This window comes from Vibrio atypicus (genome assembly GCF_009811315.1).
GTDB classification, from domain to species: domain Bacteria; phylum Pseudomonadota; class Gammaproteobacteria; order Enterobacterales; family Vibrionaceae; genus Vibrio; species Vibrio atypicus.
Genome location: NZ_BLID01000004.1, coordinates 483,659 through 494,603, shown reverse-complemented (window position 1 = coordinate 494,603; position 10,945 = coordinate 483,659). Strand labels below are relative to the sequence as shown.

Below are 10,945 nucleotides of genomic sequence, written 5' to 3'. Positions count from 1 at the left end.
AAAGGGTTGTTCGAGACTAGAACGTTGATAGGCAGGGTGTGTAAGTGCTGCGAGGCATTGAGCTAACCTGTACTAATTGCCCGTGAGGCTTAACCATACAACACCCAAAGGGTTTTGATGGACTCGATACAAGAATTAACTTGATTGTGTTTTAGAGAACGCAAACAGCTTTCCGAATTAAAGAATTTGCTTGGCGACCATAGCGATTTGGACCCACCTGATTTCCATGCCGAACTCAGAAGTGAAACGAATTAGCGCCGATGGTAGTGTGGGGCTTCCCCATGTGAGAGTAGGACATCGCCAGGCTTTAATTAATGGACACTTGCTTCAAAGCGAGTAAGCCACTGCGGAGTGGTAGTTCAGTTGGTTAGAATACCGGCCTGTCACGCCGGGGGTCGCGGGTTCGAGTCCCGTCCACTCCGCCACTTATTTGAAGGTTTCGACCTTCGGTCGAATGAGTCCCGCTTGAGCGCAAGCCCGGCCATTCCGCCATTTATTTGAGAGTCGTCTCAATAAACACGAAGATAGGGGTGTAGCTCCAATTGGCAGAGCAGCGGATTCCAAATCCGCGTGTTGGGAGTTCGAATCTCTCCACCCCTGCCATATTTAAGGCTCTAGTCGAAAGACTAGAGCCTTTTTGCTTTTTCATATTAAAGTATTTAATTGGCAGAGCAGCGGATTCCCCAATTTACCAAAACAGCGCGTGTTGGGGCGAAGCTTTCGAATCTCTCCACCCCTGCCATATTTAAGGCTCTAGTCAAAAGACTGGAGCCTTTTTGCTTTTTCATATTGAAGTATTTAATTGGTAGAGCAGCGGATTCCCCGATTTACCAAAAACAGCGCGTGTTGGGGCGAAGCTTTCGAATCTCTCCACCCCTGCTATATACTAAGCCTCAGCAGAAATGCTGGGGCCTTTTTACGTCTGTTGCTTCTACGAAGCAATGTTGGGAGCTGGCTCGCCAGCCCGGTCAAATCTCTCCAGCCTTCTATATTAAAGGTTCTAAACTGCGAGTCCCGGTCGAAGACTAGAATTCTTTTGCTTTTTGGCGTTTGAGTATGCAATAAGAAGTAACAGTTTCCCCTACAAATCAAACAGCCGTTTCACTGGAACACAAGCCCGTTTCACCCCTGCTACATGCCAAAAGTCTCAGTAGATATTGGGGTATTTAATAAAGCTAGAGCGAACTTGTTTTCGAGAGAGGTAGATGCGAGGTGATAGACGTTTTAGCTTGAAGCTTTGACAGTACTTGTTTTTTAGAAAACGTCATTTTTCAATTTTCTTTCATTCCCTAGACTGAGGAAGGAAAGAGTAGAGAATCTTTAGGGGGATTCGCTTAAATCGATCTCCGAGCTATTCGTCCTCTTTTTAAACTCTCAACATTTCTCCGCTTCTTGCAAATAAAAAAAGCCCGCTCTTACGAGCGGGCTTCAATTCAGCTGTGACGGAGGCTGATTATTTAAGCATTGCTTCGTTACCGTTTTCACGGATATGTTTCAGCATGCCTTTCACACCGCGAGCGCTTGACGCTACGATGTTACCTGATTTCATATGATCAGTGCCACCTGCAAAGTCAGTAACGATAGCACCAGCTTCACGAGCAATAAGCTCACCAGCTGCGATATCCCATGGCTTCAAACCTAACTCAAAGTAACCATCAACACGGCCAGCCGCTAGATAACATAGGTCAAGAGCTGCAGAGCCTGTGCGACGGAAATCTGCACAATCTACAAATAGAGAAGACATGATTTTGAAGTAAGACTCAGAGTGTTGCTTTTGCTTGAACGGGAAACCTGTTGCTAGAACAGTACCTTGAAGATCTTTAAGCTGTTTAACACGAATACGAGCGTTGTTTAGTTGAGCGCCAGCACCACGTTGAGCGGTGAATAGCTCATTTAGCATTGGGTCGTATACACAGGCTACTTCTGTCTTGCCTTTGAAGCGTACAGCGATAGAAACAGAGAAGTGAGGCAAACCTTTTACAAAGTTTGAAGTGCCATCCAGTGGGTCAATGATCCATTGAACTTCTTTGTCTTTACCTTCGATAACGCCATTTTCCTCAGCAACAATACAGTGCTCAGGGTATGAAGCTAGGATTGTATCAATAATGATAGTTTCCGCTTCTTTGTCTACGTTAGTAACAAAGTCATTCGTGCCTTTTTGAGTAGATTCGATCTTCTCAACATTTTCTAAAGATTTGGCAATATGGTTGCCAGCTTTTCGTGCAGCACGAATAGCAATATTAAGCATTGGATGCATACTAATTTCCCAACGGATGTTAAAGAACAGAAAAACGGGGCGAAGTATATCAGATATATCACCAAATGGAAGTGGTTAATTTTTACACTTTCAATTTTATTACTAGAAAGGGTCTGACCATTTTAGTCAGGTATATGTTACTATCTTGCTGCTTTAAATCAGTCTTGGAAATCATCAATGCTCAACAATGTAAAAGTGGTCCTTGTCGGGACTTCTCACTCAGGAAATATCGGTTCTGCAGCTCGTGCTATGAAAGTTATGGGTCTGTCCAATTTAGTTCTTGTTGATCCCCAGTGTAGTGTTGATGAGCAGACTCTAGCGTTAGCGGCAGGTGCTGCAGATATTGCAGAAAACGCGACAGTCGTAAGCACATTGAATGAAGCCGTCGCAGATTGTGCTTTAGTTGTGGGTTCAAGCGCTCGCTCTCGTACTCTTGAATGGCCAATGTTAGAACCTCGTGAGTGTGGTCAGAAGTTTGTAGCAGAGGGGCAAAATTCTCCCGTTGCTTTAGTGTTTGGCCGAGAACGTACTGGGCTTACAAATGAAGAACTTCAGACTTGCCACTACCATGTGTGTATCCCTGCAAATCCAGAGTACAGCTCTTTAAATTTAGCTATGGCTGTTCAAACACTAAGTTATGAAATTCGCATGGCTTATCTAGAGCAGGAACAGAGTCAATATGCTGACCCTGAGTCTGTAGAGTACCCAAGACACAAAGAGTTAGAATTGTTCTTCACACACCTTGAAAAAGTGGCGAAAGATACCCAATTTATTAGTGAAGAACAGCCAGGTAAAGTGATGAATAAATTACGTCGTATGTTCAGTCGTGCTAGACCAGAAGCGCAAGAATTGAATATCCTTCGTGGCATTCTAACTTCTATTGAAAAGAGTATTTCTCGGTAATTTAGACCCCATATAGAGTATGGGTAAATACCTGACTAAAATGGTCAATTAAATACTTGACTAAAATGGTCGGGTATGAAAAGATTCATACCACATAAACGGTGTGGATATGGTGTTATATGAGACTTACATCTAAAGGAAGATACGCAGTAACAGCCATGTTAGATGTGGCTCTGCATTCGCAACAAAACCCTGTACCTCTGGCTGATATTTCAGAGCGACAAGGCATCTCTTTGTCTTACCTAGAGCAGCTTTTTTCTAAGTTACGCAAAGCTGGTTTAGTTGCCAGTGTCCGTGGACCTGGCGGTGGTTACCGACTAGGCGAAGAAGCAGACTCTATTGCGATTGGTACAGTTATCGCTGCGGTAGATGAGTCTGTTGACGCGACGAAATGCAATGGTAAAGGTGATTGCCAGGGTGGCACGCGCTGCCTAACACATACCTTGTGGCGTGACTTAAGTTCACGTATTAGTGACTTCTTAAACAACATCACCCTTGGTGAGTTGATGAAAGACAACGAAGTATTAGAAATTTCAGATAGACAAGATATTCATCTTGCCGTTAATCATGGGTTTGCTAATAAAACTACAAGCACCGCACCCATCGGTGTAAATGTCCGCTCTTAAGCGGTCTGCCTGTTACATTGGAGTAGAAAATGAAACTGCCTATTTATTTAGATTATTCAGCGACCTGTCCTGTTGATCCTCGTGTAGCTGAAAAAATGGTTCAGTACATGACTATGGACGGCACGTTTGGTAACCCTGCGTCACGTTCACACCGTTACGGCTGGCAGGCAGAAGAAGCTGTTGATACAGCGCGTGAACAGATCGCAGATCTTCTAAATGCAGACCCTCGTGAAATCGTATTTACGTCTGGCGCGACAGAATCAGATAACCTCGCAATTAAAGGTGCAGCTCATTTCTATTCGAAGAAAGGCAAGCACGTTATTACTTGTAAAACAGAGCACAAAGCGGTGCTTGATCCTTGTCGCCAGCTAGAGCGAGAAGGTTTTGAGGTGACTTACCTAGAGCCAGAATCAAACGGCTTGATCGATCTTAAGAAACTCGAAGCAGCAATGCGTGAAGACACTGTTTTAGTGTCAATTATGCACGTAAATAACGAAATCGGCGTTATCCAAGATATCTCTTCTATTGGTGAGCTATGTCGTGAGCGCAAGATTGTTTTTCACGTTGATGCGGCACAATCGGCGGGTAAGCTACCGATTGATGTTCAAGAGATGAAAGTTGATCTTATCTCTATGTCGGCACATAAAATTTACGGTCCTAAAGGTATTGGCGCACTTTACGTTCGTCGTAAGCCTCGCATTCGTTTAGAAGCTCAAATGCATGGTGGTGGTCATGAGCGCGGATTCCGTTCAGGTACACTTCCAACTCACCAAATTGTTGGTATGGGTGAAGCATTCCGTATTGCTAAAGAAGATATGCAGAAAGACTTCGAACATGCGCTAACACTGCGTAACCGTCTACTGAACGGTGTTCAAGATCTTGAAGCGGTAACGGTTAATGGTGATTTAGAACAACGCGTTCCTCACAATCTCAACGTGAGTTTTGCTTTCGTTGAAGGCGAGTCTTTACTGATGTCTCTGAAAGACTTAGCAGTATCATCAGGAAGTGCATGTACTTCAGCTAGCTTAGAGCCATCTTATGTCCTAAGAGCTCTAGGGCTTAACGATGAGTTAGCGCATAGCTCAGTTCGTTTCTCTTTCGGTCGCTTTACGACAGAAGAAGAGATTGATTACGCAATTGAACAAATTCGTACTGCAGTAACTAAACTGCGTGACATGTCTCCTCTATGGGATATGTACAAGGAAGGAATTGATCTAGATACCGTTGAGTGGGCTCACCACTAAACACTAGGTTACTCCCAGAGATTTAATAGAGGATTCGAGGTAAATAATCATGGCATATAGCGAAAAAGTAATCGATCACTACGAAAACCCACGTAACGTAGGTTCATTTGATAAAGAAGACCCTGCGGTAGGTAGCGGCATGGTTGGTGCACCAGCTTGTGGTGACGTAATGAAGCTTCAAATCAAAGTAACACCAGAAGGCATTATTGAAGATGCGAAGTTCAAAACATATGGTTGTGGTAGTGCAATTGCATCTAGCTCTCTTGTAACTGAATGGGTTAAAGGTAAGAGCATCGATGAAGCGGCTGCGATTAAAAATGCAGAAATCGCAGAAGAACTAGAGCTTCCACCAGTAAAAGTTCACTGTTCAATCCTTGCTGAAGATGCAATTAAAGCTGCTGTAGCTGACTACAAGAAAAAACACCAAGAATAAGCAATCCGTATATAATGGGAGGCTATTGTCCTCCCATCCATTCGTAATATAGACAAACTAAGGTGCAGTATGGCCATCACAATGACAGAAACCGCGGCAAGTCGCGTTAGAACATTCCTAGAAAACCGAGGCAAAGGTGTTGGTTTACGTCTAGGTGTGAAAACGACAGGTTGCTCTGGTATGGCTTATGTCCTTGAGTTTGTTGATGAGCTTAACGAAGAAGATTCTGTGTTTGAACATGAAGGTGTGAAAATCATTATTGATCAAAAAAGCCTTGTTTATTTAGATGGCACTGAATTGGATTACGTTAAAGAAGGCTTAAATGAAGGGTTTGAATTCAACAACCCCAATGCGAAAAGCGAATGTGGTTGTGGTGAAAGCTTCAACGTTTAATTGATAGCACCTGCGGGTTACGTGCTCGCGGGTTGATTACCAAGGATTAAATTCTTCATGAATTACTTCGAATTATTTGGGCTACCAAGTCAGTTTACTCTGGATGGTAGCCTTCTTGCTTCACAGTTCCGCGAACTTCAAAAACAATTTCATCCTGATAATTTTGCGACAGCATCCGAGCGAGATCGTTTGATGGCCGTACAAAAGGCGGCAGAGATAAATGACGCCTACCAAGTATTAAAGAGCCCAATTTCTCGTGCGGAGTATTTGTTAGCTGAAAATGGCCACGAAATTCGTGGCGAGCAACAAACTATGCAAGATCCGATGTTTCTTATGGAGCAAATGGAGCTGCGAGAAGAGCTTGAAGAGATTGCTGAGAGTCCAGAACCTGAAGACGTGTTATTCGACTTTGATAGTAAAGTCACTAAAATGTTCAAACAACAGCTACTCGCAGTAGAGCAAGAGTTAAATGATGCGCTTTGGCACCAAGCTGCGGAGCGTGTTCGCAAGCTGAAGTTTATCTCGAAGCTAAAAAAAGAAATTGAACTAGTGGAAGAAAAACTCCTCGGCTAGTTAGAACAAGGACCCATCATGGCATTACTTCAAATCGCTGAGCCAGGTCAAAGCTCGGCACCTCATGAGCATAAGCTGGCTGCTGGTATCGACTTGGGTACTACGAACTCCTTGGTTGCTTCCGTGCGAAGTGGCGATGTCGCGACTCTTAAGGATTCACAAGGGAAAAGTATCTTACCGTCAATTGTTAACTATTCAGGTGAAACTCCAGAAGTCGGTTACCAAGCGAAAGACCAAGCGGAAGTTGATCCTGTTAATACCATTATTTCGGTAAAACGTCTTATCGGCCGTTCACTTGATGATATTCAGACTCGTTATCCTACTTTGCCTTATCAATTTAAGGCGAGCGACAATGGCTTGCCAGTACTGAAAACCGCAGCCGGTGATAAAAACCCAATTGAAGTTTCGGCTGACATCTTAAAAGCGTTGGGCCAACGTGCAGAACAAACGTTAGGCGGCGAGCTGGCAGGTGTTGTGATTACTGTACCGGCATATTTTGATGATGCTCAGCGTGCGGGCACAAAAGATGCTGCGAAACTGGCGGGTATGCACGTACTTCGCCTGTTAAATGAACCTACTGCGGCTGCGATTGCTTATGGTCTGGACTCTGGTCAAGAAGGAGTGATTGCTGTTTATGATCTTGGTGGCGGTACGTTTGATATCTCTGTTTTACGTCTATCTAAAGGTGTATTTGAGGTTCTCGCAACTGGCGGTGATTCTGCATTAGGCGGTGATGACTTTGACCATATTCTCGCAGATCATTTGATTGAGAAAGCCGGTTTTGAGATGCCACTAACGGCTGAACAAAATCGAGTACTCCTCAATGTTGCTACCAGAACTAAGATTGCGTTCTCTGAGCAAGACTGTGTTGATGTAGACGCTTTAGGTTGGCAAGGGAGTGTCACTCGTGATGAGTTTGAAACTCTGATACGCCCACTCGTGAAAAAGACATTGCTTTCTTGTCGTCGAGCATTAAAAGATGCGGACGTAGAACTCGAAGAAGTACAAGATGTAGTAATGGTCGGTGGTTCGACTCGTACACTTCTTGTTCGTGAAATGGTAGGGGAGTTCTTCGATCGCCAGCCTTTGACAAGTATTAACCCTGATGAAGTTGTCGCCATTGGTGCAGGTATTCAAGCTGACATATTAGCAGGCAATAAACCTGATTCAGAAATGCTGCTGCTAGACGTGATTCCTCTGTCATTAGGCATCGAAACCATGGGTGGTTTGGTTGAAAAAATTGTCCCACGAAATACAACGATTCCAGTAGCTCGAGCGCAAGAATTTACCACTTTTAAAGATGGTCAAACAGCAATGAGCGTTCATATTGTTCAAGGTGAACGTGAGATGGTAGATGACTGTCGTTCTCTGGCTCGCTTTTCACTTAAAGGTATTCCCGCCATGGCGGCAGGTGCTGCTCATATTCGAGTGACTTATCAAGTGGATGCGGATGGGCTTTTGTCTGTCACTGCGATGGAAAAGAGCACGGGTGTTCAGTCTGAAATTCAAGTGAAACCTTCATATGGGTTGAGCGACGATGAAGTGGCTAACATGCTACGTGACTCGATGACTTACGCGAAAGAAGACATGAATGCGCGAGCATTGGCTGAGCAGCGTGTTGAAGCAGACCGTGTTATCGAAGGTCTCATTGCGGCAATGCAAGCTGATGGCGACGAGCTATTGTCGGAAAGTGAAAAACAACAACTGCTGAAAGCTATTGAGGCGCTTATTGAGCTGCGCAATGGCGATAGTGCCGATGCTATTGAACAAGGCATTAAAGATACAGATAAGGCGAGCCAAGATTTTGCTTCTCGCCGTATGGATAAATCGATTCGAGCTGCTTTGTCAGGTCAGTCAGTGAATGATATTTAAGAGCCGTTATTTTAAGAGAACGTATTATGCCTAAGATTATTGTATTACCGCATGAAGATTTATGCCCAGAAGGCGCGGTACTTGAAGCGAATTCAGGAGAAACCGTTCTGGATGTAGCGCTTAAAAATGGTATTGGGATTGAGCACGCTTGTGAAAAATCGTGCGCATGTACTACTTGTCATATTGTTGTTCGTGAAGGTTTCGATTCACTAGAAGAGAGCGATGAGCTTGAAGACGACATGCTTGATAAAGCTTGGGGGCTTGAGCCTGAATCTCGCTTAGGTTGTCAGGCAAAGGTGACCGACGAAGATTTAGTGGTGGAAATTCCAAAATATACACTTAACCATGCATCTGAAGATCACTAATACTAGAGGATAGTACGCAATGAAATGGACTGATTCACGCGATATTGCTATTGAACTATGTGAAAAGTTTCCGGAAACTGATCCTAAAACGGTTCGCTTCACCGATTTACACCAGTGGATTACAGAGCTTGAAGAGTTTGATGATGAGCCAAATCGCTCAAATGAAAAAATCTTAGAGGCTGTGATTCTATGCTGGATGGATGAAATGGATTAAGGGTATAGATAAAACCCACACAGTTAACAAAATTTACTAAAAAAAACGGGCCTTTGGGTCCGTTTTTTATCAATTTAACATTAAAGTGTTAACATCTCAGAGTAAATAGAAGAGGCGTAGACAGCGCCAATACAGACAAGGAGAAACCATGTCTACACAGATGTCAGTATTTCTAAGCCAAGATGCAGCGGCACCACAATGGGGCGAAAAAGCAATCCTATCGTTTTCCGAAGGTGGCGCTACGATTCACCTAGGAGAAGAGTTCGATCTTGGTATTATTCAACAAGCCGCTCGCAAGCTTGATGGTCAAGGTGTTGCTTCTATTGCATTAGAAGGTGCTAACTGGGATTTAGAAAGTGTTTGGGCTTTCCATCAAGGTTACCGAGGGCCAAAGAAAAACAATTCCCTCGCATGGAAAGAACTTCCGGAAAATGCGCAAGCTGAGCTAAACGCTCGAATCAAAGCAACAGATTTTACTCGCGATATTATTAATAAAACCGCAGAAGAAGTAGCTCCGCGCCAACTTGCGACTATGGCGGCAGAGTTTATTAAATCAGTTGCCCCTGAAGGCACGGTTAAAGCGCGCATTGTAAAAGACAAAGATTTACTTGCAGAAGGCTGGCAAGGTATCTATGCCGTAGGTCGTGGTTCAGATCGCACATCAGCAATGCTGCAACTTGATTTTAACCCTACTGGTGATGAAAATGCGCCAGTATTCGCATGTTTAGTTGGTAAAGGTATTACCTTTGATTCAGGTGGTTACAGCATTAAACCATCGGGCTTCATGACTGCTATGAAAGCGGATATGGGGGGCTCAGGTACGATTACCGGTGGTCTAGGTCTAGCGATCATGCGTGGATTAAACAAGCGTGTGAAGCTAATCCTATGTTGTGCTGAGAATATGATTTCAGGTCGCGCCTTAAAGTTAGGCGACATCATTACCTATAAAAATGGTAAAACAGTTGAAATCATGAATACTGATGCGGAAGGACGTCTAGTTCTTGCTGACGGCCTAATGTACGCGAGTGAGCAAAATCCTGAGCTAATCATTGATTGCGCGACACTAACAGGTGCTGCGAAAAACGCGCTTGGTAATGATTACCACGCTTTGATGAGCTTTGATGATGAACTTTCTCATCAAGCATTGAGCGTAGCACGTGAAGAGAAAGAAGGCTTATGGCCACTTCCTTTAGCTGAATTCCACCGTGGAATGCTACCATCAAACTTTGCTGATTTATCTAATATCAGTAGCGGTGATTACTCTCCTGGTGCAAGTACAGCGGCAGCTTTCCTCTCTTACTTCGTTGAAGATTATAAGAAAGGCTGGCTTCACTTTGATTGTGCGGCAACTTACCGCAAATCGGCGACTGATAAGTGGGCTGCAGGTGCAACTGGTGTTGGTGTGCGAAGCTTAGCTGGCCTACTTATTCAGCAAGCAAACAAGTAACTTATTGAAACAAAACTCATTAAATAAGAGGCCGCATAGAGCCTCTTCTGTAAACACTAAGAAAACGAAAGGATACCCTATGGCTCTTGAAAGAACTTTTTCTATCGTTAAGCCCGACGCAGTAGAACGTAATCTAATCGGTGAAATTTACCACCGTATTGAGCAAGCCGGCTTACAAATTATTGCAGCAAAAATGGTTCGTTTAACGGAAGAACAAGCAAGTGGATTTTACGCAGAGCATGAAGGCAAAGAGTTCTTCCCTGCTTTAAAAGAGTTTATGACTTCTGGTCCTATCATGGTTCAGGTACTTGAAGGCGAGAATGCAATTGCTCAATATCGTGAACTAATGGGTAAAACTAACCCTGAAGAAGCAGCGTGTGGAACAATTCGTGCTGATTACGCAATCAGCATGCGCTATAATTCAGTTCATGGTTCAGACAGTCCGGAATCTGCAGCTCGTGAAATCGAGTTCTTCTTCCCAGAGTCAGAGATTTGTCCTCGATAATTTAAGGACAAAAGCAATACAAAGAGTGCTGCTTATGTTTAAATAAGCAGCATTTTTCTTCTGAGAAAACTTAATCATTAAGCACAAATTTTCCCTATAAGGCATGAATTAAC

General features: G+C 43.7%; 12 protein-coding genes, 2 tRNA genes and 2 rRNA genes. 15 read left to right on the top strand and 1 reads right to left on the bottom strand.

Translation table 11 applies throughout. The features are described from left to right. The 4 genes from GVO60_RS11760 to GVO60_RS11745 form a co-directional block, all read left to right on the top strand. Window positions 1-97 (top strand): 23S ribosomal RNA (locus tag GVO60_RS11760); the annotation flags it as partial. A gap of 92 nt (window positions 98-189) precedes the next feature. Continuing rightward, window positions 190-306, top strand: a 5S ribosomal RNA gene (gene rrf, locus GVO60_RS11755). A gap of 42 nt (window positions 307-348) precedes the next feature. Next, window positions 349-425: transfer RNA gene (locus GVO60_RS11750), tRNA-Asp, on the top strand. Between the two features lie 101 nt (window positions 426-526). Next, window positions 527-603 (top strand) — tRNA-Trp (locus tag GVO60_RS11745). Window positions 604-1,453: 850 nt separating this feature from the next. Here GVO60_RS11745 and suhB read toward each other — a convergent pair. Continuing rightward, entirely contained in the window at window positions 1,454-2,257 is an 804-nt protein-coding gene (gene suhB, locus GVO60_RS11740; protein WP_159654207.1) for an inositol-1-monophosphatase, read from the bottom strand. Window positions 2,258-2,434: 177 nt separating this feature from the next. Here suhB and trmJ point away from each other — a divergent pair, with 177 nt between their 5' ends. The 11 genes from trmJ to ndk all read left to right on the top strand — a co-directional run bounded on the left by trmJ (window position 2,435) and on the right by ndk (window position 10,832). Continuing rightward, the gene (gene trmJ / locus GVO60_RS11735) at window positions 2,435-3,160 is read left to right on the top strand and encodes a tRNA (cytosine(32)/uridine(32)-2'-O)-methyltransferase TrmJ (RefSeq protein WP_159654205.1); all 726 of its coding nucleotides are present in this window, start codon (window positions 2,435-2,437) and stop codon (window positions 3,158-3,160) included. 119 nt (window positions 3,161-3,279) lie between these two features. Then, the gene (gene iscR, locus GVO60_RS11730) at window positions 3,280-3,786 is read left to right on the top strand and encodes a Fe-S cluster assembly transcriptional regulator IscR (protein WP_159654203.1); all 507 of its coding nucleotides are present in this window, start codon (window positions 3,280-3,282) and stop codon (window positions 3,784-3,786) included. A 29-nt stretch (window positions 3,787-3,815) separates the two neighbouring features. Then, on the top strand, window positions 3,816-5,030 hold the full coding sequence (locus GVO60_RS11725; protein WP_159654201.1) for an IscS subfamily cysteine desulfurase: 1,215 nt from the start codon (window positions 3,816-3,818) through the stop codon (window positions 5,028-5,030). Window positions 5,031-5,079: 49 nt separating this feature from the next. Further along, window positions 5,080-5,463, top strand: coding sequence for a Fe-S cluster assembly scaffold IscU (iscU, locus tag GVO60_RS11720; protein ID WP_004412993.1), 384 nt, complete (start codon window positions 5,080-5,082; stop codon window positions 5,461-5,463). Between the two features lie 69 nt (window positions 5,464-5,532). Next, window positions 5,533-5,856, top strand: coding sequence for an iron-sulfur cluster assembly protein IscA (iscA, locus tag GVO60_RS11715; RefSeq protein ID WP_159654199.1), 324 nt, complete (start codon window positions 5,533-5,535; stop codon window positions 5,854-5,856). 57 nt (window positions 5,857-5,913) lie between these two features. After that, window positions 5,914-6,429, top strand: coding sequence for a co-chaperone HscB (gene hscB / locus GVO60_RS11710; protein ID WP_159654197.1), 516 nt, complete (start codon window positions 5,914-5,916; stop codon window positions 6,427-6,429). A gap of 18 nt (window positions 6,430-6,447) precedes the next feature. After that, window positions 6,448-8,301, top strand: coding sequence for a Fe-S protein assembly chaperone HscA (hscA, locus tag GVO60_RS11705; RefSeq protein WP_159654195.1), 1,854 nt, complete (start codon window positions 6,448-6,450; stop codon window positions 8,299-8,301). A gap of 26 nt (window positions 8,302-8,327) precedes the next feature. Then, entirely contained in the window at window positions 8,328-8,666 is a 339-nt protein-coding gene (gene fdx / locus GVO60_RS11700; protein WP_159654193.1) for an ISC system 2Fe-2S type ferredoxin, read from the top strand. A gap of 19 nt (window positions 8,667-8,685) precedes the next feature. Further along, a complete protein-coding gene (gene iscX / locus GVO60_RS11695; RefSeq protein WP_159654191.1) occupies window positions 8,686-8,880 on the top strand; it encodes a Fe-S cluster assembly protein IscX in 195 nt (64 codons plus the stop codon). 148 nt (window positions 8,881-9,028) lie between these two features. Beyond that, on the top strand, window positions 9,029-10,327 hold the full coding sequence (gene pepB, locus GVO60_RS11690; RefSeq protein WP_159654189.1) for an aminopeptidase PepB: 1,299 nt from the start codon (window positions 9,029-9,031) through the stop codon (window positions 10,325-10,327). Between the two features lie 79 nt (window positions 10,328-10,406). Then, window positions 10,407-10,832, top strand: coding sequence for a nucleoside-diphosphate kinase (ndk, locus tag GVO60_RS11685; protein WP_159654187.1), 426 nt, complete (start codon window positions 10,407-10,409; stop codon window positions 10,830-10,832). The last annotated feature ends 113 nt before the right edge of the window (window positions 10,833-10,945 follow it).

Coding starts and splice junctions, on each gene's coding strand:
- suhB (WP_159654207.1), bottom strand. CDS start 2,257: ATGCATCCAATGCTTAATATTGCTATTCGTGCTGCACGAAAAGCTGGC.
- trmJ (WP_159654205.1), top strand. CDS start 2,435: ATGCTCAACAATGTAAAAGTGGTCCTTGTCGGGACTTCTCACTCAGGA.
- iscR (WP_159654203.1), top strand. CDS start 3,280: ATGAGACTTACATCTAAAGGAAGATACGCAGTAACAGCCATGTTAGAT.
- GVO60_RS11725 (WP_159654201.1), top strand. CDS start 3,816: ATGAAACTGCCTATTTATTTAGATTATTCAGCGACCTGTCCTGTTGAT.
- iscU (WP_004412993.1), top strand. CDS start 5,080: ATGGCATATAGCGAAAAAGTAATCGATCACTACGAAAACCCACGTAAC.
- iscA (WP_159654199.1), top strand. CDS start 5,533: ATGGCCATCACAATGACAGAAACCGCGGCAAGTCGCGTTAGAACATTC.
- hscB (WP_159654197.1), top strand. CDS start 5,914: ATGAATTACTTCGAATTATTTGGGCTACCAAGTCAGTTTACTCTGGAT.
- hscA (WP_159654195.1), top strand. CDS start 6,448: ATGGCATTACTTCAAATCGCTGAGCCAGGTCAAAGCTCGGCACCTCAT.
- fdx (WP_159654193.1), top strand. CDS start 8,328: ATGCCTAAGATTATTGTATTACCGCATGAAGATTTATGCCCAGAAGGC.
- iscX (WP_159654191.1), top strand. CDS start 8,686: ATGAAATGGACTGATTCACGCGATATTGCTATTGAACTATGTGAAAAG.
- pepB (WP_159654189.1), top strand. CDS start 9,029: ATGTCTACACAGATGTCAGTATTTCTAAGCCAAGATGCAGCGGCACCA.
- ndk (WP_159654187.1), top strand. CDS start 10,407: ATGGCTCTTGAAAGAACTTTTTCTATCGTTAAGCCCGACGCAGTAGAA.